At 59.0% G+C, this 20,272-nt stretch carries 19 protein-coding genes; 15 read left to right on the forward strand and 4 right to left on the reverse strand.

The features are described 5' to 3' along the window. The first annotated feature begins 8 nt into the window (after positions 1–8). From cysG to RA29_RS17435, 6 genes are all read left to right on the forward strand, one after another. Positions 9–1,406, forward strand: coding sequence for a siroheme synthase CysG (gene cysG, locus RA29_RS17410; protein ID WP_039688373.1), 1,398 nt, complete (start codon positions 9–11; stop codon positions 1,404–1,406). A gap of 551 nt (positions 1,407–1,957) precedes the next feature. Beyond that, positions 1,958–3,523 carry a peptide ABC transporter substrate-binding protein gene (locus RA29_RS17415; RefSeq protein ID WP_241462649.1) on the forward strand — a complete coding sequence of 522 codons (1,566 nt, stop codon included), beginning with the start codon at positions 1,958–1,960 and terminating at the stop codon, positions 3,521–3,523. Positions 3,524–3,655: 132 nt separating this feature from the next. Then, positions 3,656–4,588, forward strand: a complete 933-nt coding sequence (locus tag RA29_RS17420; RefSeq protein ID WP_039688377.1) for an ABC transporter permease subunit — start codon at positions 3,656–3,658, stop codon at positions 4,586–4,588. After that, the gene (locus tag RA29_RS17425; RefSeq protein ID WP_082029593.1) at positions 4,585–5,523 is read left to right on the forward strand and encodes an ABC transporter permease subunit; all 939 of its coding nucleotides are present in this window, start codon (positions 4,585–4,587) and stop codon (positions 5,521–5,523) included. Before RA29_RS17420 ends, RA29_RS17425 begins: the two co-directional genes overlap by 4 nt. A 33-nt stretch (positions 5,524–5,556) precedes the next feature. Further along, entirely contained in the window at positions 5,557–6,504 is a 948-nt protein-coding gene (locus tag RA29_RS17430; RefSeq protein ID WP_039688379.1) for an ABC transporter ATP-binding protein, read from the forward strand. Continuing rightward, positions 6,504–7,499, forward strand: coding sequence for an oligopeptide/dipeptide ABC transporter ATP-binding protein (locus RA29_RS17435; protein WP_039688381.1), 996 nt, complete (start codon positions 6,504–6,506; stop codon positions 7,497–7,499). Before RA29_RS17430 ends, RA29_RS17435 begins: the two co-directional genes overlap by 1 nt. Positions 7,500–7,605: 106 nt before the next feature. Here the strand turns inward: RA29_RS17435 and RA29_RS17440 are convergent, their stop codons facing one another. Beyond that, positions 7,606–9,441, reverse strand: coding sequence for a sigma 54-interacting transcriptional regulator (locus tag RA29_RS17440; protein WP_039688383.1), 1,836 nt, complete (start codon positions 9,439–9,441; stop codon positions 7,606–7,608). A 189-nt stretch (positions 9,442–9,630) separates the two neighbouring features. Between RA29_RS17440 and RA29_RS17445 the strand changes: the two genes are divergently transcribed. Genes RA29_RS17445 through cynS form a run of 5 tightly spaced genes read left to right on the forward strand, consistent with a single transcriptional unit; the run spans position 9,631 to position 13,711 of the window. After that, positions 9,631–11,016: a CmpA/NrtA family ABC transporter substrate-binding protein gene (locus RA29_RS17445; protein ID WP_039688384.1), complete on the forward strand. Its 1,386-nt coding sequence runs from the start codon at positions 9,631–9,633 to the stop codon at positions 11,014–11,016. Next, positions 11,013–11,849, forward strand: a complete 837-nt coding sequence (gene ntrB, locus RA29_RS17450) for a nitrate ABC transporter permease (protein ID WP_193743570.1) — start codon at positions 11,013–11,015, stop codon at positions 11,847–11,849. The genes RA29_RS17445 and ntrB overlap by 4 nt, the downstream gene beginning before the upstream one ends. Before the next feature lie 12 nt (positions 11,850–11,861). Then, positions 11,862–12,764 carry an ABC transporter ATP-binding protein gene (locus RA29_RS17455; protein ID WP_039688386.1) on the forward strand — a complete coding sequence of 301 codons (903 nt, stop codon included), beginning with the start codon at positions 11,862–11,864 and terminating at the stop codon, positions 12,762–12,764. A gap of 4 nt (positions 12,765–12,768) precedes the next feature. Next, positions 12,769–13,245, forward strand: coding sequence for a nuclear transport factor 2 family protein (locus tag RA29_RS17460; RefSeq protein WP_039688388.1), 477 nt, complete (start codon positions 12,769–12,771; stop codon positions 13,243–13,245). Between the two features lie 16 nt (positions 13,246–13,261). Beyond that, positions 13,262–13,711, forward strand: a complete 450-nt coding sequence (cynS, locus tag RA29_RS17465; RefSeq protein WP_193743571.1) for a cyanase — start codon at positions 13,262–13,264, stop codon at positions 13,709–13,711. A gap of 225 nt (positions 13,712–13,936) precedes the next feature. On the opposite strand, the gene RA29_RS17470 is transcribed toward cynS, so the two are convergent. Then, a complete protein-coding gene (locus RA29_RS17470) occupies positions 13,937–14,617 on the reverse strand; it encodes a GntR family transcriptional regulator (RefSeq protein WP_039688392.1) in 681 nt (226 codons plus the stop codon). Positions 14,618–14,938: 321 nt separating this feature from the next. Between RA29_RS17470 and RA29_RS17475 the strand changes: the two genes are divergently transcribed. The 4 genes from RA29_RS17475 (at position 14,939) to RA29_RS17490 (ending at position 18,634) form a co-directional block, all read left to right on the forward strand. Beyond that, positions 14,939–15,922, forward strand: a complete 984-nt coding sequence (locus tag RA29_RS17475; RefSeq protein ID WP_039688394.1) for a TRAP transporter substrate-binding protein — start codon at positions 14,939–14,941, stop codon at positions 15,920–15,922. Continuing rightward, positions 15,923–16,510, forward strand: a complete 588-nt coding sequence (locus tag RA29_RS17480) for a TRAP transporter small permease subunit (protein WP_241462641.1) — start codon at positions 15,923–15,925, stop codon at positions 16,508–16,510. It abuts the gene before it with no gap. Next, positions 16,510–17,817 carry a TRAP transporter large permease gene (locus RA29_RS17485; RefSeq protein ID WP_039688396.1) on the forward strand — a complete coding sequence of 436 codons (1,308 nt, stop codon included), beginning with the start codon at positions 16,510–16,512 and terminating at the stop codon, positions 17,815–17,817. The genes RA29_RS17480 and RA29_RS17485 overlap by 1 nt, the downstream gene beginning before the upstream one ends. Positions 17,818–17,890: 73 nt before the next feature. After that, positions 17,891–18,634 carry a 3-oxoacyl-ACP reductase family protein gene (locus tag RA29_RS17490; protein WP_039688398.1) on the forward strand — a complete coding sequence of 248 codons (744 nt, stop codon included), beginning with the start codon at positions 17,891–17,893 and terminating at the stop codon, positions 18,632–18,634. A 31-nt stretch (positions 18,635–18,665) separates the two neighbouring features. On the opposite strand, the gene RA29_RS17495 is transcribed toward RA29_RS17490, so the two are convergent. Continuing rightward, on the reverse strand, positions 18,666–19,478 hold the full coding sequence (locus RA29_RS17495; protein WP_039688400.1) for a hypothetical protein: 813 nt from the start codon (positions 19,476–19,478) through the stop codon (positions 18,666–18,668). Between the two features lie 13 nt (positions 19,479–19,491). Beyond that, positions 19,492–20,169, reverse strand: a complete 678-nt coding sequence (locus RA29_RS17500; protein ID WP_152613070.1) for a hypothetical protein — start codon at positions 20,167–20,169, stop codon at positions 19,492–19,494. Between the last annotated feature and the right edge of the window lie 103 nt (positions 20,170–20,272).

Below are 20,272 nucleotides of genomic sequence, written 5' to 3' on the forward strand. Positions count from 1 at the left end.
GACATGCCATGAAGACCTTTCCCATGTTCCTGACCATGACGGATCGCCGCGTCGTGATCCTGGGCGGTGGCGAGCAGGCGACGCAGAAATGCCGCCTGATGCTGAAGACCGAGGCGGAGATCGAGGTGTTTGCACCCGCTCTGGACGTCGAGTTGCAGGCGCTAGCAGACAACGGGCGGATCACGCACAGAACGGGGCCAATCACGGCGGAGGCGCTGCGCGGCGCGCCGCTGGTCTTTGTGGGGACCGGCTGCCCCGGCATTGACGCGGCTCTGCACGCGGTTGCACGTGACGCGGGCGCACTGGTCAATGTGGTCGACCAACCCGACCTGTGCGACGCGATCACACCAGCCATCGTTGACCGCGACCCCGTCGTCGTCGCCATCGGGACCGAAGGTACAGCGCCTGTTCTGGCGCGTCAGGTGAAGACGGCCCTTGAACGGATGCTGGACCCGCGTTTGGGCGATCTGGCCGCCCTTGCGGGCCGTTTGCGCGATTACGCTGCCCAACGGCTGGGGCCGCGCCAGCGCCGTGACCTTTGGCGCTGGGTCTTCAACGGCCCCTTGCGGGCGCAGCACGCACGCGAGGGCGACGCGGCAGTGGCCCGCGCGATCAAGGATGTGATCCGCACCGGCAGCGTGCCTGCCGCCGCCCCTGCCCCCGTTGCCTTGGTTGGGGCCGGTCCCGGATCTAGCGATCTGATCACGCTGCGCGGTGTGCAACGGCTGCAAGAGGCCGACATCATCTTTTACGACCGCTTGGTCGATCCCGGTGTGCTGGAGTTGGCCCGCCGCGATGCGGAACGGGTATTCGTGGGCAAGGAACCGGGCTGCCACGCCTGGCCGCAGGACAAGATCAACGCCGTCATCGTGGCTGCCGCCAAGCGCGGGCAGCGCGTCGTGCGCCTGAAATGCGGCGATCCGGGTGTGTTTGCCCGCGGTGCGGAAGAGGCGGAAGCCCTGCAAGCCGCAAACCTGGAGTACGAGATCGTACCCGGCGTGACCGCGGCAAGCGGTGCCGCAGCGGCGGTTGGCGGGTTTCTCACCGAACGCGGCAAGAGCGATACGCTGGTCCTGACCACGGGTCGCTGTGCAGACGGCAATGGCGTGCCGGATTGGGTGACGCATTTGACTCAGCGCAGCAATGTGGCCGTCTATATGGGCGTCGCGGCAGCGCCCAGCATCTCAGACTCGCTTGCACGGGCGGGCTTGCTGGATCAGATCGACCTGACAGCCGTCAGCAAGGCGCAGCATGCGGATCAGAAGGTGATGCGCTGCCGGGCTGCCGACATGGTCGAAGAACTGGACCGCGCAGGCATAGAAAGCCCGGCGATCCTGTTCCTGTCGCATCGCGATGTGTCGACCTCAGGCACGGCTGAGCCTGTACCGCATCTGGTGGCGGTCTAAGCCATCGTGCATGTTGGCACAGTATCGTATCGGGGCCCGGAACGACGGTCTTTCATCGGTATCGCGTGATCGGGGCTGACACCTCGACAGTCGGCACTGGGAGATCGAACTCAGCGCAACCAAAGTCAGTTTGAAGGCTGGCATCGGCACTAGAGCAGAAATGCCGTTTCGGAATATGTGGATGCCACTGCGGCAAGAGGCATCCGCAGTCATTTCGAATGTACGGGATTCACGTCGCTGGCAGCGCAAAGGACGGATTTTTCGGGCCGTCATCCCGGCAAAATCGTCTTGCTTGAGGGTCGTTTCCAGTGCCCGCCGCATAGCTTTTGATGCAACGCACGGCACAAGCCCCTGTTTTCCGGCTGAAAAACGCGCTTTGGCAGAACTTCGCCGATCAGACCCTTCCGTCGCGCCTCTTTTGAGAAAGGTGGCTTGGCCTCGGGCGCGCATCGGTCACAATGCGCGCAGAAAAGAAACGTAGCCAACAGAGGAGTTTTCCATTGAAACGCCGCTCGTTTTTCGCCGCAGCCCTTGCCACGACGTTCCTGACGATGCCTGCCCTTGCCGCCGATGTGCCCGAAGGTGTCACGTTGGCAGAGGAACAGACGTTTACCTACCGCACAATTGATGAGTTTTCGTCGCTCGACCCCCAGGTGGTTGAAGATGTCGATGGGTCTGACATTGTTCGCGACCTGTTTGAGGGGCTGTACAATCAAGATGCCGACGGCAATCTTGTGCCTGGCGTTGCGTTAAGCCACGAGGCGTCTGCCGACAATCTGACATACACGTTCACACTGCGCGAGAACGCCATGTGGTCCGATGGAACACCTGTCACGGCAGGTGACTTTGTGTACGCTTGGCAACGGGCCGTCGACCCGGAGCTGGCCTCGCCCTATGCGTGGTACATGGAGCTGATGTCGATTGAGAACGCGGCGGCCATCGTCAATGGCGAAATGGAGACAGACGCACTGGGCGTATCAGCACCCGACGACACGACGCTGATAGTGAAGCTGTCGCAACCGTTGTCCTACTTTTCAAAGATGGTGACACATTCCACGACATTCCCTGCTCCGAAGTGGGTTATTGAGGAACACGGCACCCAATGGACCCGACCCGAAAACATTGTGAGCAACGGCGCTTACATCCTGGACACCCATGTGCCCAAGGAACGCTCGGTCCGGGTGCGCAACGAAACCTATTGGGACAACGAGAACACGGTGCTTGAGACCGTCACCACGCTGGTCATCGGCGACGATGCCCAAGGGCTGACACGATGGCGCGCGGGCGAAGTCGACATGGCCGACATTCCCGCAGGCCAATACCCCGCCTTGGTCGAAGAATTCCCGACAGAAGCGTTGGCCCTGCCCCGCTTGTGCAACTACTACTTCAACTTCAACCTGGCGTCCGGCCCCGAGGCATTCAAGGATGTGCGTGTCCGGCAGGCCCTCGCCCTTGCGATTGACCGCGAAGTGATTGTGGACCGCGTTCTACAGGGCGGCCAGTTCCCAGCCTATAACTTCACCCCTGCCGCGACAGCCGAATTCGAGATGCCAGACATCGAAATGGCTTCCATGACGCAGGCCGAACGTGACGCGAAGGCCAAGGAATTGCTGGCTGAGGCCGGATATGGCGAGGGTGGTGAGCCCCTGAGCTTCAAGTATCTGTACAACACCAACGAAGCGCACCAGCAGGTGGCCATCGTTGCAAGCCAGATGTGGAAGCAGAAACTGGGCGTCGATGTCACCCTCGAAAACCAGGAATGGAAAGTGTTCCTTGAGAGCCGCGGCGCACAGAACTTTGACATGGCCCGGGGCGCATGGTGCGGTGACTACAACGAGGCATCGACTTTCCTTGATCTGCTGACCACAGAGTCCGGTTACAACGACGCCAAGTATTCAAACGCGCGCGTGGACGAACTGCTGGCCGAAGCCAAATCGTCCAGCGACCCCCAACCGCTCTACACAGAGGTAGAGCAGATCGTGGCCGCCGAAATGCCGGTCATTCCGATCTATCACTATTCCCTCAACCGTATGCTGTCCGACGAAATCCGGGGCTTTCCTGTAAATAACGTCGAACTGAACTGGTACTCCAAAGACCTGTATCGCGTCGCTGACTGACGTGATCATGCCCCGGCCTTGCGCCGGGGTTCTGCATGTGGGCGTGCGCTGGATCAAATGCAGCGCACGCCCCGCGCGGTATGGTCGAACATGTTTGCTGGCCCAATCCGCGCCCATTGATGGGAATACCCAATGCTCAACTACACGCTTCGCCGCCTGCTCATGGTGCTGCCGACGCTTTTGATCCTCGTGATCTTTGCCTTTTACCTGATGCGCCTTGCGCCAGGTGGGCCGTTCACCTCTGAACGCCCCCTGCCCCCTTCAGTGATGGCAAATGTGCTGGAACGCTACGGCATGGACGAGCCGCTGCATGTCCAGCTTTGGACCTATGTCAAAAACATCGTCTGCTGCTTCGATTTCGGCCCCAGCTTTTCCCAGAAAGACCGGACGGTGAACGATGTCATCGCGCAGGGCTTTCCCGTGACCCTGACCTACGGGTTCTGGTCGGCGGTGTTCGTGCTGGTGCTGGGCATCCCCTTGGGGATCATCGCCGCACTCAGGCATAACGGGTTCTGGGACTACACGATGACTGGTCTGGCCATCTTTTCTCAGATTTTCCCGAACTTCGTGCTCGCGCCGCTGCTGGTGCTGTTGTTCACGCTGTCATGGGGACTGCTGCCAGGCGGTGGATGGAATGGCGGCCAATGGCAATATGTCGTGATGCCCGCTATCGCGCTTGGCACATCCTATATGGCGTCGGTCGCGCGCCTGACCCGCGGGTCCATGCTGGAAGTGCTGAACTCGCCCTATATCCGCACCGCCCGCGCCAAGGGACTGCCCGAGCGCACCATCATCATGCGTCACGCGCTGAAGCCAGCGCTGTTGCCGACGCTGACCTATATGGGCCCGGTCTTTGTCTACATGATCACAGGGTCGGTGTTTGTGGACGTGTTCTTTTCCACCGGCGGGATCGGGCAGGATTTCATCAACGGTGCCTATAGCCGCGACTACGCTATCCTGCTGGGCCTTGCCATTCTCTACGCCGTTCTCACCTTTGCGCTGACACTTATGGTCGATCTGCTTTACGCTTGGATTGATCCCAAGGTGCGGGCGGGCTTGTCATGATCCTGTCTGCGGCCCGCCGCCGCCTTCAATCCCGCGCCTTTGCCGATGAACGTGCGCCCGAGATGATCGCCTCGCGGTCGTTCTGGGCGGATGCAGGACGGCGCTTTCTGAACAACCGCATGGCCGTGTTTTCCGTTGGAATGCTTGGCCTGCTGATCCTGTTTTCGATCTTCGGCAACCTGTTTGCACGCTGGTCCTATGAAGAGATCGACTGGAACGTGCTGGGCCGCATCAAGGAAGACGGTGGCCCGTCGCTTGAGAATGGCCATTGGTTCGGCGTCGATGAGCTGGGCCGGGACCTATATGCCCGGGTCGTTCAGGGCACGCGTACCTCGCTTCTGGTGGGCTTCATCGCGGGGCCCGTATCGGTCATGCTGGGGGCCATGCTGGGCGCGCTCGCGGGGTACTATGGCGGGCGCTTGGACCGCACCGTGCTTGCCGCTTACACCATCTGGCTGGCGATCCCCTACATCATCTTCTTCGTGGTTTGGCAGGCCTTTTTCGGTCGCTCGATGAGCCAGATGATCCTTGTGATCATTCTGGTGAACTGGACCGCGGGCCTGCTGATCGTGCGGGGTCAGGTGATGATGCTGAAGAACCGCGAGTTCGTAGATGCAGCCCGGATGCTGGGCATGTCGGATTTCAAGATCATCTTCCGCCATCTCGCACCCAACGTGCTGTGGGTGGTGGTGATTTATACCTCCATCGTCATTCCCGAAGTGATCATGATGGAAAGCCTTGTGTCCTTTCTGGGCGTGGGCATTCAGGAACCCAACACATCCATCGGTGCGCTTTTGTCCCAAGGGGCGGCGACCATGACATTTGGCACGCTGTGGCAGCTGGGCTTCCCGGCGGCAATCTTCGTGATCGCGCAGGTGTCGCTGTTCTATATCGGGGACGGGTTGCGTGACGCCCTGGACCCCAAGGAGAGATGACTTGAACCATCCAGAAACGAAGGGGGCGGTCACATGCTGAGTGTCCGGAACCTGCATATCCGCTTTCGCACAGGCGACGGCATGGTCCACGCGGTCAATGACGTGTCCTTTGACGTCGGCGCCAGCCAGCATATCGCGCTTGTCGGCGAAAGCGGGTCGGGCAAATCCCAGATCGCGCTGTCGATCATGGGCCTGCTGGCCAAGAACGCGGAAGTGGACGGTCAGATCCTGTGGAATGGCCAAGACCTGTTGGCCACATCGCAGCGCGAGATGAACCGCATCCGCGCGCAGGAGATCGGGATCATCTTTCAAGATCCGATGTCGTCGCTGAACCCCTACATGACGATTGAACGGCAGCTGACCGAGATCGTCGAGCACCACGAGGGGATGTCGCGCCGCGATGCCCGCGCCCGCGCACTTGAGGTGATGGATGCCGTTCGCATTCCGGATGCCAAGGCGCGCTTGCGGGCCTACCCGCACGAGTTCTCAGGCGGTATGCGGCAACGGATCGTGATTGCCATGGCATTGATGTGCCAGCCCAAGCTGATCTTGGCGGATGAGCCGACGACTGCGCTGGACGTGACGGTCCAGGCGCAGATCATGCAGCTATTGGCGGACATTCGGCAGGACTTTGGCACCTCCGTGGTGCTGATCACCCATGACCTGGGGGTTGTGGCCGGGTTCTGCGAGGACGTTGTCGTCCTTTACGGCGGGCGCATCATGGAAGAGGCCCAGACGACTGCGCTGTTTGAGCAGCCCGGCCATCCCTATACGCGCGGCCTGCTGCGCGCCGTACCGAACATTGAGGACCCGTCGGACGCGCTAACCGCAATCCCCGGCAGCCCACCCAGCCAGCACCGGTTTCCGCAGGCCTGCCCGTTTGCACCACGTTGCGTCGATGCCGTGGACACCTGCCGCGATACGCTGCCCATGCTGCACAAGGGGCGCGCCTGCGTGCGCCCGGTTGAGGAGTTGACCTGATGCTATCCGTTGAAAACGCGCACGTGACCTTTCAGGTGGCGCAAACCAAGAAATGGCCCTGGTCAAAGCCCGGCATCGTACATGCCGTCAATGGTATCTCGTTTCAGCTGGAAGCGGGCAAAACCCTTGGCATCGTGGGCGAGTCCGGTTGCGGCAAGTCCACATTGATCCGCTCGGTCGCGGGCCTTACGCCCTTGCAGGCTGGCACCGTGCAATTGGACGGGGAAACCGTCGACTACCGCAATCGCGCGTCCATGCAGCGGTTGAGGGCGACCATGCAGATGATCTTTCAGGACCCGATTGCATCGCTTAATCCGCGCATGACCATCCGTGAGATCGTGGTTGAACCCTTGGCATTCTTCAAACCCGACATGGGCGCCGAAGAGCGCAACACGGCAGCACTGGCGATGCTGGAGCGCGTGGGTATCCCGCCTGCGCAGGCCAACCGCTTTCCGCATGAGTTTTCGGGCGGGCAGTGCCAGCGCATTGGCATCGCACGCGCGCTGGTCGCGGGACCGAAGGTGCTGCTGTGTGACGAACCGGTTTCGGCACTGGACGTTTCGATCCAGGCGCAGGTGGTCAACCTGCTGAAAGAATTGCAGCGCGAGATGGGGCTGGCCATCGTCTTTGTCGCGCATGATCTTGGCGTGGTGCGGCATATTTCGGACGATGTCCTCGTGATGTATGTGGGCGCACCGATGGAGCAAGCGCCTGCATCAGCGCTGGTCGCTCACCCGCAGCATCCCTATACCCAAGCGCTGCTGTCGGCCGTGCCGGTCCCGGACCCGCGCGTGCGGATCGCACCGCAGATGCTGGAAGGTGACCTGCCGAGCCCATTGAATTTACCGCCCGGCTGTCTTTTTGAATCGAGATGCCCAAAAGCCATGCCAAAGTGCGGCAGTGCACGCCCACCGATGGTGACAAGCGGACAGCATCGGGCTGCGTGTGTTCTGTTGGAGGACATGTCCGAGAAGGAGGCTGCCCTGACCCACTGAACTTGGGACGGAATCTGCCTCTCTGTGGGCGTTTGGGACATGACCAAATGTCAGCCGAACATCCAGGCAGTCCACATGTGAACAAGTAGTGTTTCCAGATCGGCCACTATTTGAACTCGGCGGCGTCGATGTCCAATGACTTTATCTTGGAATACACCGTCGTGGGCGCCAAACCCAGCATCGCAGCCGCACCGTGTTTCCCCGAGACCTTTCCCTGGCTTCGCTTCAGAGCATTCTGAAGGTTCGTCCGTTCCAGATCACGGAGGTTTTCAGCGGTCAGCACAACATCCGAACCTTCATTTGGCAACGGATCAGAACTCTGGAAATCAAACTCGAGCCGCCCGCCTTGCGCGAGTATGGCCGCACGTTCAATCACGTTCTCAAGCTCGCGCACGTTGCCGGGCCAGGCGTATTGTTCGAGCGCTTGTATGTTGGACCGCGTGAGCCGGTTTTCAGGCAGCCGCAGACGGCGCGTTGTTCTGTCCAGAAAGTGCTTTGCCAAGTACGGGATATCCTCTTCCCGGTGGCACAGTGGTGTGCAGCGGATCGAAAAGAGGTTGAGTGTGAAGTAGAGGTCCTGGCGAAACCGATCTGCCCGCACCTCGGCCGCAAGATCGCGCGAGGTCGTCGCCACGACGGTGAGATTGATGGGGATTTGGCTTGCGTCGCCCGGGCGTTGGAAGTGACCGCTTTGCAAGACGTCGTGGAGCTTAGCCTGAACGGACTTGGGCAGATCGGCGACCTCGTCCAAGTGCAAGGTGCTGTTGTTCGCCATCAGAAACTTGCCGGTTTGATCGCGCGTTGCACCGGGGAACGCCCCGCGTTTATGGCCAAAGAGCTCTGTTTCGAGCGCTTGGACGTTCGTCTCACTGCAATTGATGCGAACCAGCGGACGCCGTTGGCGCGTGCTGGCTTCGTGGATCGCTGAAACTGTCAGGCTTTTGCCGGATCCGGGCGGGCCAGAAACAAGCACATGCGCATTGTTCTTTGCAGCCAGATCAATTTGCGCATTAAGCGATTTGATGGCGTCCGAAACGCCCACAACACCGGCATGGGAGCGGGCAGACCGCACTTCGGTCAGCAGGTATTCGTTTTCCTGTTCCAGTTTGACCTTCAGCTCTTCGACCTGGGCCAGGGCGTCGCGCAGCTTGCGTTCATTTTCGCGACGTTCAGTGACATCCCGGAAGATGACGACGGCGCCCGCCAGAATGTTATGGTCGTAGATCGGGGTCGAGACGTATTCGACCATGATCGGTTTGCCGTCCTTGCGCCAGAACACGTCGTCATCGACCCGCATCGTCTCGTCATTTCGGAAGGAGGCGTAGATCGGACATTCATGGGCCGGGAAATGCTCTCCGTTCAGGTGTTTGTGATGAATGGTGGCGTGTAGGTCTCGGCCAATGAGATCCTCTGCGGACCAACCCAGCATCTCTTGTGCCGCGCGATTGACGAAGGTGGCTTTGCCCTCTGCATTGATCCCATAGATCCCTTCACCCGCGGCTTCGAGGATCAGGTGGTTCTGGGCCTCAACCTCTTGGAAGAAGCCATAGATATTCCGCCACTGCATCAACCCGCCCTTTTGGTGGGCGTCGTGTTCCATGGCGCGGTTGCGTTGGTCGAGGTCGTTGAGATCAAGGAAGCTAAGGAGAACTTTGGGGCCGTCCAACTGCACACCAAAGGTTTGCAGTCGAAGCTGTCGGGCATCGGCACCGCGGAGTTCAAGCGTACGATCCGCGTAGCGCCCGAAGTGAGCGACCGCATCGAAAAAGACCACTGCATCGGCCGCGTCCGACACCAGAAGCTCGGAGAGCTGTTCGCTCAGCTGGAACAGGGCGCGGGCCGAGGTATTGGCCTCGAGCACACGGTTGTCGCGTGGTGAGACCAGCAATGTGGGCAGAGCGTGTTGGTCGACAGTCAAGGGCGCAGAGGAATCGTCAAGCATGACCAGAGGATCACGCAGGTTTTCCGCGCGCGCTTTATGAAATCTCGTACTTTACGACTTTTCGTAACCAATGCCCAAAAATTAATCAATAAAATCAATGCTTCGCGAAAAATTGAGCCATGTCCGACCTGCCTTCAAGGGGGGCGTTTTGGGTGAGACGGTTGGGCAGACGCTGCCAGGAGACTTCGCATGACACTCAAAAGCCTTGGAAACCCCTTCTCTGAAAAAACGGACCTGCGGCACGGCGCCGACTGCGGTTGCGAGGGCTGCCTGAGCGGTCACGGGCATGACAAGGATCATGTTGAACCCCATAAGATGAACAGCGAGCAGATGCTTGAGCGAGCTGTTGAAAGCGCGGTTGTGCGTTCGGTGTTTGGGCAAAGTGACATTGGTCGCCGGTCATTCATGGGTATGATCGGTGGCACCACGGCGGCGGCCGCTTTGGCGTCGGTGTTTCCGTTGGAACAGGCCAAGGCCGCGATCCTGGATGATCTAGGACCGCCGGAGAAAACAAACCTGAACATCGGCTTTGTGCCCATCACCTGTGCGACCCCCATCATCATGGCGCAGCCCCTCGGGTTTTACGAACGCTACGGGTTGGACGCGCAGGTCATCAAGACGGCGGGATGGGCGGTGGCCCGCGACAAGTCCCTGTCCGGCGAATACGACGCCAGCCACATGCTGACACCGATGCCTTTGGCCATGACGCTGGGCGCAGGCTCGGTCGCGACGCCCTATATCATGCCCGCCGTTGAGAACATCAACGGTCAGGCCATCGTTCTGTCCAACGAACATCTAGACAAGCGTGATCCCAAGCAGTGGAAGGGATTCACATTTGGTGTTCCGTTTGAGTATTCGATGCACAACTTCTTGCTGCGTTACTATGTGGCGGAGTTTGGTCTGGACCCCGACAAAGACATTCAGATCCGCGTGGTGCCCCCGCCGGAGATGGTTGCAAACCTGCGGGCCGGGAACCTCGACGGCTATCTGTCGCCTGACCCGTTCAACCAACGTGCGGTGTTCGAGGGGATTGGCTTCATACACATCCTGACCAAGGAGATTTGGGAAGGCCACCCGTGCTGCGCCTTTGCTGCGCCCCTGTCCTTCGCAACCGAGCTGCCCAACACCTATGGCGCGCTGTTAAAGTCCATCATTGACGCCACTCAATACGCATCAAACCAGGACAATCGGAAGGAGATTGCCGCGGCAATCTCGCCCACCAACTATCTCAACCAGCCGGTCACGGTGGTCGAGCAAGTGTTGACGGGCACCTATGCCGATGGTCTGGGCGAGGTGCAGCGGGTGCCGGACCGGATCGATTTTGACCCGTTCCCCTGGCATTCCATGGGCGTGTGGATCCTGTCCCAGATGAAGCGCTGGGGCTACATCGAAGGGGACGTGGACTACAAAGGCGTAGCCGAGCAGGTCTACCTTGCCTCCGATGCGAAGAAGGTCATGACCGAACTTGGCTATGATGCGCCTGACGTCACCTACAAGTCGCATACGATCATGGGCAAGACGTTCGACCCAGCAGAACCCGAAGACTATATCGACAGCTTCGAGATCAAACGATGATCGGGACGCTGAGCGAAAACAAGAAGGCCGCCTTGCTGTCGGTTCTGATCCTGCTGGTCGGGTGTTTCATCTGGGAGATGTCTATCCCCGCCCAAAAGGCCGTTGAGGAACTGACCGAATATGAGCGGCTCACCGGCGGCGGCCAGCCAAAAGCGGGTGTCCCGCCGCCAAGCCAGGTCCTAGGAAAGGCCTGGGAGCAACTGTCGGACCCGTTCTATGACGCCGGCCCCAACGACAAAGGCATCGGCATCCAAATCGGATACTCGATCTACCGGGTGCTGACGGGCTATTTGTTGGCGGCAGTGATCGCGATCCCGCTCGGGTTTCTGATCGGCATGTCTTCGGTCGCGTACAAGGCGCTTAACCCGTTCATACAGGTGCTACGGCCCATTTCTCCGCTGGCGTGGATGCCACTGGCCCTGTTTGTGATCCAGGACAGTGAGATGAGTGCGATTTTCGTAATCTTCATCTGCTCGATCTGGCCCATGTTGATCAACACGGCATTCGGTGTCGCCGGTGTGCGTGAGGATTGGGTCAATGTTGCACGCACCCACGAGCTTGGTGCGCTGAAGACCGCTTTCACTGTCATTCTGCCTGCGGCCGCGCCGACGATTGTGACAGGCATGCGCATCTCGATCGGGATTGCGTGGCTGGTGATTGTGGCCGCTGAGATGTTGGTCGGTGGCACCGGCATTGGCTACTACGTGTGGAACGAGTGGAACAACCTCGACCTGACTTCGGTCATCTTTTCCATCCTTATGATTGGTGTTGTGGGCATGCTGCTGGACTCGATGTTTGGCCTGCTGCAGCGCACCGTCGCCTATACCGAATAGGAGCGCTGAGATATGGCAAATGCCTTCCTGAGCATTGAGCAACTGACCCAGCGATACCCCGATGGCAATGGCGGCGAATTCACCGTCTTTGAGAATGCCAGCTTTGGGATCGAGAAGGGCGAATTCGTCTGTATCCTTGGCCATTCGGGCTGTGGGAAGTCGACGATCATGAACATCCTGGCCGGACTGGCCGAGCCCACAAGCGGTGTTGTCAAAATGGACGGGCAGCACGTGTCGGGGCCAAGTTTGGATCGCGGCGTGGTGTTTCAGAACTATTCGCTTCTGCCCTGGCTGACGGCCCTAAAGAACGTGACCTTCGGCGTGCAGGCGCGCTTTCCCGATTGGGACAAGGCAAAAGTTATCGAGCATTCGACGACGTTTCTGGCCAAAGTCGGGCTGACAGGGGATGCGATCCACCGCAAGCCGAGCCAACTGTCAGGCGGCATGCGCCAGCGTGTCTCAATCGCGCGGGCCTTTGCCAATGAGCCCAAGCTGTTGTTGCTGGATGAACCCTTTGGCGCGCTTGATGCGCTGACACGTGGCACAATCCAGGATGAACTGATCAAGGTGTGGAGCGACACCGACCAGACGGTGTTTATGATCACCCACGATATTGATGAGGCGATCCTGCTTGCGGACCGCATCCTTTTGATGACCAATGGCCCCAATGCGCAGGTGGCCGAGAGTGTCGAGATCACGATCCCCCGTCCGCGCAACCGGACAGATATTGTCGAACACCCGAACTACTACGCGATCCGCAACCATCTGGTGCACTTCCTCGGCCAACGTTCGGCAGAGCTTTCGGGGCAAAGCGGTGGGAGCGGTATGCACCAGCCCAAAACTGTGCGCATCGACGTCACGGACGAGGCTGACGACCCCGAACCTGCGCCCGTGTTGCGCGCGGTGGAGGGATAGCGCTGTGACAGAACCCCAACGCCCACCCCTGCCGCCATTCAGCTACGAGGACGCGGTGCAGAAGGTGCGGATGGCGGAAAATGCCTGGAACACACGCGATCCACAAAAGGTCGCGCAAGCTTACACAGTCGATACCCGCTGGCGCAACAGATCAGAATTCCCGTCGGGCCGCGACGAGGTGCAAGCCTTCCTGACCCGCAAATGGGCCAAGGAGACCGGCTACCACCTGATCAAGGAGATATGGTGCCACAGCGACGACAGGATCGCCGTGCGGTTTTGCTATGAATGGCATGATGACGCGGGTCAGTGGTACCGCGCCCACGGAAACGAGAACTGGGAATTCGATGCGCTTGGGTACATGGCTGTGCGTCATGCCTCGATCAACGATGTCCCGATTGCCGAAGCGGAGCGCAAGTTTCACTGGCCCGAAGGCACGCCGCGGCCAGACGATCACCCCGGGCTAACAGCGTTAGGATTGTAAGATGAAGGACACAATAATGACCGAGATGACAAAGGAAGACGTCACAGCGATGATCCTGTCTGCGAAAAGGCAGGCAGGTCTGACCTGGGAAGAGATCGCCGACAAGATCGATATGTCACCGGTGTGGACCCACTCAGCGGCTATGGGCATGAATGCCTTCCCGGCCGAGAAAGCCGCTTTGATGGTGCAAACCATGGGCCTGCCCCAAGAGGCCGAAGCCGTGCTGGCCGAAAGCCCCACCAAGATCTGGGAACAAGCCGTGCCCACCGATCCCTGCATCTACCGTTTCTATGAGATCGTCGGTGTCTATGGTCCGACTCTGAAGGCCATTATCCAGGAGAAATTTGGTGACGGGATCATGTCGGCGATTGATTTCGACATGTCCGTGACCCGCGTCGAACACCCCAAAGGGGATCGCGTAAAGGTCGAGATGTCTGGCAAATTCCTCGGCTACAATAGCTGGTAAGCTGTAATACTGCATTCAATCCAGAAAGGCGGCCGTTCGGCCGCCTTTGTTGTTTTCAGCAATATGGATTGACGGGCCAGGGCGCAGAATCCCTGCTAAATTACGCCCTGCTGCAGCGCCTGTTTTCTATGCTGAGATCGCCTCGAAAGCTCGGCGCTAGAACAGATCCAGACGCAGCATAAGCTTTGCTTTCAGTTTCCAGGCCTTTGCATCATCATCGCATGACTAGTCATCAAAGTATGCACGGTGCGTCGTGTAGATCGCATCAATCGTTGGCGTCAGCCTGCCAAGGTGTTCCCGCAGCGTCACGTCAGCCTTGCCTGTGTCACCTGACATGATGGCGTCAAGCAGGTCCTGGTGGTCGTTGTAAAGCACGGTCATCGCATCCTTGCTGGTGAGTGCCAGCATACACAGCCGGTCAACCTGAGCCTTGTTTGCCGCGATCAGATCGAAGGCAAAACTTTGCCGCGCCGAGGCACACAGAAGTTTGTGAAACTCGTAGTCCAATTCGTGAAACAGATCGGTGTTTTCCACCACAATCGCTTCGGCCTGCGCCTTCATGTTCGATTTCAGCTTTGGATCAATGGACATATCGCGTTCCACCGTTGCGGTGCGCACGACCTCAAGCTCTATCGCGGCCCGAACGAACCGGGCATTTGCGATCAACTCTCTGGAAAAGGGTCGGACGACAGTGGCGCGCTGCGGGCGAACAAGAAGAAGGTTGAGACCGGCAAGTCGGGTAAACGCCTCGCGCACCGGCTGCCTTGAGTAGCCAAATGCCTTCGCGATCTCCGATTCCGAGATCTTGGTTCCAGGCAGCAGCTCCAGCTTGGTGATTTGCTCGAAGAGTTGGTCAAAGACCAGATCACTACCGGTTGTGCGTTCCAAGGTTCCCAGTGCCGCCATAATTCTTTCGCTGCCTTTCTGTCTATCGCAACTCTGTCAGACGATCGCCCGGAGTAAAAGACGTTACTTCAGGCTACTAGGCTACTGCCTATTGCTTTGGAGCTTCCAGGAAATCTCTTCCTACAGTTCTTCTCAACAATAATGGTTGACTAGTATCCCAGTTAGGGCTTTCATCTGGAACATCAACTAAAGAGTCGTCTCTCCGGCTGGAGGCGCGCTAGGCACGCGCGCATTTCGGTAGAGGCAGAACTCGCAGGTGATGTGGTCGGTTGATCCAAGACCGACCAAGGGAGCGAAAAGAAACTGATCAGGGAGGACACAATGATCAATGTAACACTCAAGGCTCTGGCAACGTCAGCGATGGTGCTGGCCGGGGTATCGGTGACCCAAGCCGACGTGACACTGCGCGGCGCCAGCATGTTCGACGAAGAGCATTCGTTCACGAAAACGCTGCGGGAATTCGAGCGTTTGGTGGCCGAGAAATACGATGGGGACGTCAGCTTTGACCTGCGGCTCAACGGCGAACTTGGCGTCGAGTCCGACTACGTGACCTATCTGAACCAGGGCGTTGCGGTCGATTACACGATCCTTGCGCCTTCCAATATGGCGGTGTTTTCCGAGAGCATTCCGCTCATGGACATGCCGTTCCTGTTTCGCGATCTGGACCACTGGAATGCCGTTCTGTCATCTGACGCCTTCGCACCTTTGGAAGCGGACCTGCGCGAAGCGGCGGGCATTGTGATCGTTGGCTACCATGGCGGCGGGGTGCGGAACTTGGCCTCGGCAGAGCCGGTGACCAGCATGGACGAGCTGGCAGGCCACCGGATGCGTGTCATGGGGGCGCCCATTCAGGCGCAGACGTTCGATGCCGTTGGCGCGGCCCCGTCGGCCATCGCGTACAACGAGGTCTACAACGCGATCCAGACTGGCGTTATTGCCGGGTTCGAGAACGAGGCCGCCTCGATCCAGAACCTGAAGTTCTACGAAGTGGCACCGCACATCTCACTGACGCAGCACACGATCACGGTACGCCCGATTGTGATGTCTGCCAAAACCTTCGATGGGCTGCCCGCAGACCTGCAAAGCGCGGTCATGGAAGCTGGTGCAGAAGCCGGTGCCTTTGGCCGCGCCCTTGAAAGCGGCGCCGATGGTGAAATCCTGCAAGAGATGTCCGAAGCCGGACAGATCGTCATTCACGACTTTGCCGGTCGCGAGAAGATGCTCGAACTGGTGAAGCCGGTGCAGGACTCCTACGCCGAAAGCCTCGGCGCGACAGAGCTGCTCACAAACGTCCGCGGCATGTAAATGCCTCCGAGCCAATGGGCGGATGCAGAGAACTGCGCCGCCCATTGGCTTTCCGAAAATCCTGGCACCGTGTTCTGCCGCAAATCCGGGGGCGTCATGCTTGGCCGACTACTTGATGGGTTCTGCAAGAGCCTGCGCATTCTTCTTGGCGCGCTGATGGGCGCACTGGCCATCCCGGTCGCGATGCAGGTCCTGTCTCGATACACGGGAATCATCCCATCGTTCCTGTGGACCGAAGAACTCGCGACCTTTCTATTTGTCTGGATCGTGATGATCGGATCGGTGGTTGCCGTTTGGGATGGCACTCATTTTGACGTGCGCATCACGCGGGATGCTCAAACCCCTTTCATGACGCTCATGCAACGCGGTGTCGTGCACTTTGCAATCATGGCCTTCGGCGCTTTGTTCCTGTTCTACGGCGTTGAATACGCCGAATTCGGTGGCAAGCAGCGATCTGTCATGATGCGGGCCAACCTTATGATCACGCATATCTCTGTCCCCATCGCTGGTGGCTTGTGGATGCTGTTGTCGGGCTATCGCCTTGCCCAAGAGATCGCGATCTTTCGCGCGCGCGGAGGTGTCGTCTGATGATCCTGGACACAGCCACCGCCACACTGATTTTGATCGGGGCTTTCGTCGTCTTGATCCTGATCCGCATTCCGGTTGCGTTTGCTTTGGGCTTGGCAACCGTCCCGGTTGTCTTGCTGGAGTTGCGCCTGACCCCGTTCATCGTGCTGGACCGGATGTTCCAGTCATACAATTCCTTCATCCTGCTCGCTGTGCCATTCTTCCTTTTGGCTGCCAATCTGATGAATTCTGGCAAGGTGACGGACCGTTTGATCGAGCTGGCCCGCGTGCTGACCGGGTGGATGCCGGGCGGGCTTGGCCATGTGAACGTTGCTGTGTCCATGCTGTTTGCGGGCATCTCAGGCTCGTCCACGGCGGACGCTGCGGGGATCGGGAAAATACTGATCCCGGCCATGCAGAAAGAGGGGTACGACACCCGATTTGCGGTAGCGATCACGGCCTGTTCTTCGGTCATGGGTGTGATCATCCCGCCATCCATTCTCATGATCGTATGGGGCGGTGTGATGCAGGTCTCTGTCGGGGCGCTGTTCCTGGGTGGCGCTGTCCCGGGGCTTATGATCGGCCTGACATTGATGGGCACCGTCTATTGCTTTGCCAAGGTGCGCAACTATCCGGTGACCGCAACGCCAAGCCTTGGCGCTTTTTGGGCCGCCTGGAAAGGCGCTGCCCTCGCCCTTCTGACGCCCATCTTCGTCATCGGCGGGATTGTCGGCGGGATCGTGACGCCCACGGAAAGCGCGATCATCGCCGCCGCTTATGCATTGGTCTTGGGCATGTTTGTCTATCGCACGGTGACAGTCCGCACCCTTGGCTTCATCCTATATGACACGGCCCGATTTGCCGCTATTTCACTCTTTGCCATTGGCACCGCTTCGGCGTTCGGTTGGTTGCTGTCCTTCTACAATGCACCTCGCCTGATCGTGAGTGTCCTGACGGCGTGGGAGTTTGGCCCCTTCGGCACAGCCATGGTCATCGCCGCCCTGTTTCTCGTATTCGGGCTGTTTATCGACGCCATCCCCACAATCATCATTCTGGGCACGGTGCTGATGCCCGTGGCCCAGGCTGGCGGCGTCGATCCCATCGCATTTGCAATCATCGGGATCGTCTCACTCGCTTTCGGACTGGTGACACCGCCCTATGGGTTGTGCCTGTTGATCTCAGCAGCGATTGGAGGATTGAACGTCGTGCAGGTGCTGCGCGAAGTGGTGATTATCCTTGCCCCAATGCTCTTCATCCTCGTGATGCTCGCCGCATTTCCCGCAATCATTCTGTGGCTGCCCAAGGCGCTTATGCCGGGCGCTTTCTAACGGGCGCCCCTACTCTACTCATAAACCGAAACATCGGCCCGCACTGGGTCATTCGCAAACAGGAAGGATCGACATGAAACTCGCAGGAAAGACCGCCATCGTGACCGGAGGAGGTCGCGACATTGGCCGCGCCGTTGCTGAGAAACTGGCCTCTGAAGGGGCAAATGTCGCCATCAACTATTTCTCAAGTTCAAAAGGTGCGGATGACGCTGTCGCTGCGATCAAGGCCAAGGGGGGAAACGCCCTGGCCATGCAGGGTGATCTGAACAAGCAGGCGGATGTACAGGCACTGGTTCAGGCGACAGTAGATGCCTTCGGTGGTGTCGATATTCTTGTGAACAACGCGGGCGGATTGATCGGGCGGAAAACGATCGCCGAGATGCCTTTGGAGCACTGGGAGGCTGTGATACGTTTGAACGTGACAAGCACTTTCCTGATGACCCAGGCGTGTCTTGCGCAAATGACCTCCGGCGCCATTGTGAACCTGGCCAGTCAAGCGGGCCGCGATGGTGGCGGCCCTGGCGCAGTTGCATATGCGACCTCAAAAGGGGCAATCATGACAATGACACGCGGGCTTGCAAAGGAACTCGGGCCAGACATTCGGGTCAACGCCCTATGCCCCGGCATGATCGACACCGACTTTCACAACGTCCACACGCCCGATGCAGGCCGGCGTGGCTTTGAAGCCAGCGCACCACTCAAACGCCAAGGGCATGTTGAGGATGCCGCAAATCTCGTCCTGTTTCTGGCAAGCGATGACAGCGCTTTCATCACAGGCACCAACATCGACATCAACGGGGGCATTTTGTTTTCATAGGTTACCGCGCGGACGCCAGTGGGTAATGCACTCAAGGCGTCCAGTTCGGCTCTTCGAGCCATACGGACAGCGGTATCGCTTGTCTCGGATTGCCAGTGACCGCTTCGCGCCGGGCGCGCACCAGGTCTTCGCGTGGCGCAATCAGGTTTGGCGTGGCGTCATCGAAATCGCGCGCAATGATCGACACAGCAATGAGGTAGCGGATCGGTTCGTCTTCTGGCAGGGATCGACCGACCGCGAGGGGCGGGGCGGAAAAGCCCGGTGATCCGTCGCCGTAGCTTCGCAACACCACCTCCGCATAGGTTCCTTCAGTCCCGCAAACGTTTAGCCGGGCGAGGATATATCGACGGCCCATGCTTTCGGCAATGCGCGCCTCATCGACGTCGGGGCGGTAGAAGCTGCGTTCCCAGCCCGCCTCCATCATGGATGTAATGATGTCATCCGATGCCGCACGGGCATCTTGAAAGGAAAGCGGCTCCATCGGAAGCGTCGCATAGACACCGGAAATCCAAGGGCCCACGTGGTCCACCCGGATCAAACGCCCAGCTGGTAAGGTTATGGGCGGACAGGTGCCATCGTTATACCGCAGGATGTAACCGTCAGGGCCGCTCGTGCCGGAGGCAAGCGCCTGAAAAAAGACCACATCGTCATCCTGACGGGGCCGTTCAGTCCCCATTGGCAGTTCCGAGCCGATGCGTTCGTAGAACTTGGAAATTTCGTCCAGCAGACCGAGTTCCAAGACTTTCGGCGGATCAAGGTTCACTGCCGCACCTCGCCACCAGAGAAATGCGCCCGCGAGAATGAGCAATCCGACATATGCAGCGATCCATTTTCTTTGAAACATGTGCGCATCCTCATCACTCGCGGATACCTTCGATTTCGTACATGCGATCCATCAGATCACGGTAATAATCCACGCGGTCCGTCGGACTCGCGATAGATCGGTCCCCCAGGGGAACCAGGTTTTCTCGGGTGCAAGTCTTGGCGACCGGGATCGAGGTCATGTCCTGAAACACGTTCAGGCCGTCAACGACCCCTGCGGCCTGAAAAGTGCCCGGCCATCGCTCGTACACCGGTTGCACAACTTCCATCTGTTCATATCGGGCAATGGTGTCCGCAGCTCCTCGCAGATCACCATCTTGCATCTGCTCCAGCGCCGTCCGCAGGTCTTGTTCCAATTGAATGGCGCCTTCATCAGCGCACTCGAGTACTCGTTCGATCCCGCAATTCGCGGCCATCCGCATCGGGGGATAGATACTCTCGAAGATGGCAACATTCGCCTCACCGAGCGCAGTCAGCATGTTTGCGCCGGTATCAGCTCCGCCGAAGATGCGGTCCGGGATCATATCGTCAGCGCTGGCGGCCTGCCGGATCGCACAGCCCCCTTGTACCGACACGTAAGACGCCAGACGAACCCAGTGATTTTCAGGCATATCAGCCGCAAGATCGGTGTAGGCTTGCGTGATATAGCCGTTGCGTATGACTTCTGCTGGAATCTCGCGATAGGTTCGGCTCTCCATATCCATATCGGCCATGCCGGGACCCTGTCGCTTGATCCGGTTCACCTCGTCCTGAACCATCGCGAAAGCTTCGTCACAGTCATCGGGACAAACACCGACAGGCGTCGGCGACGAACGA

Origin of the sequence: Tateyamaria sp. ANG-S1, assembly GCF_000814025.1 — a bacterium.
Lineage (GTDB): Bacteria > Pseudomonadota > Alphaproteobacteria > Rhodobacterales > Rhodobacteraceae > Tateyamaria.

Bases quoted from the DNA above. Each gene is read 5' to 3' on its own strand.
- cysG (WP_039688373.1), top strand. From the start codon at position 9: ATGAAGACCTTTCCCATGTTCCTGACCATGACGGATCGCCGCGTCGTG.
- RA29_RS17415 (WP_241462649.1), top strand. From the start codon at position 1,958: ATGCCTGCCCTTGCCGCCGATGTGCCCGAAGGTGTCACGTTGGCAGAG.
- RA29_RS17420 (WP_039688377.1), top strand. From the start codon at position 3,656: ATGCTCAACTACACGCTTCGCCGCCTGCTCATGGTGCTGCCGACGCTT.
- RA29_RS17425 (WP_082029593.1), top strand. From the start codon at position 4,585: ATGATCCTGTCTGCGGCCCGCCGCCGCCTTCAATCCCGCGCCTTTGCC.
- RA29_RS17430 (WP_039688379.1), top strand. From the start codon at position 5,557: ATGCTGAGTGTCCGGAACCTGCATATCCGCTTTCGCACAGGCGACGGC.
- RA29_RS17435 (WP_039688381.1), top strand. From the start codon at position 6,504: ATGCTATCCGTTGAAAACGCGCACGTGACCTTTCAGGTGGCGCAAACC.
- RA29_RS17440 (WP_039688383.1), bottom strand. From the start codon at position 9,441: ATGCTTGACGATTCCTCTGCGCCCTTGACTGTCGACCAACACGCTCTG.
- RA29_RS17445 (WP_039688384.1), top strand. From the start codon at position 9,631: ATGACACTCAAAAGCCTTGGAAACCCCTTCTCTGAAAAAACGGACCTG.
- ntrB (WP_193743570.1), top strand. From the start codon at position 11,013: ATGATCGGGACGCTGAGCGAAAACAAGAAGGCCGCCTTGCTGTCGGTT.
- RA29_RS17455 (WP_039688386.1), top strand. From the start codon at position 11,862: ATGGCAAATGCCTTCCTGAGCATTGAGCAACTGACCCAGCGATACCCC.
- cynS (WP_193743571.1), top strand. From the start codon at position 13,262: ATGACCGAGATGACAAAGGAAGACGTCACAGCGATGATCCTGTCTGCG.
- RA29_RS17470 (WP_039688392.1), bottom strand. From the start codon at position 14,617: ATGGCGGCACTGGGAACCTTGGAACGCACAACCGGTAGTGATCTGGTC.
- RA29_RS17475 (WP_039688394.1), top strand. From the start codon at position 14,939: ATGATCAATGTAACACTCAAGGCTCTGGCAACGTCAGCGATGGTGCTG.
- RA29_RS17480 (WP_241462641.1), top strand. From the start codon at position 15,923: ATGCCTCCGAGCCAATGGGCGGATGCAGAGAACTGCGCCGCCCATTGG.
- RA29_RS17485 (WP_039688396.1), top strand. From the start codon at position 16,510: ATGATCCTGGACACAGCCACCGCCACACTGATTTTGATCGGGGCTTTC.
- RA29_RS17490 (WP_039688398.1), top strand. From the start codon at position 17,891: ATGAAACTCGCAGGAAAGACCGCCATCGTGACCGGAGGAGGTCGCGAC.
- RA29_RS17495 (WP_039688400.1), bottom strand. From the start codon at position 19,478: ATGTTTCAAAGAAAATGGATCGCTGCATATGTCGGATTGCTCATTCTC.
- RA29_RS17500 (WP_152613070.1), bottom strand. From the start codon at position 20,169: ATGGCCGATATGGATATGGAGAGCCGAACCTATCGCGAGATTCCAGCA.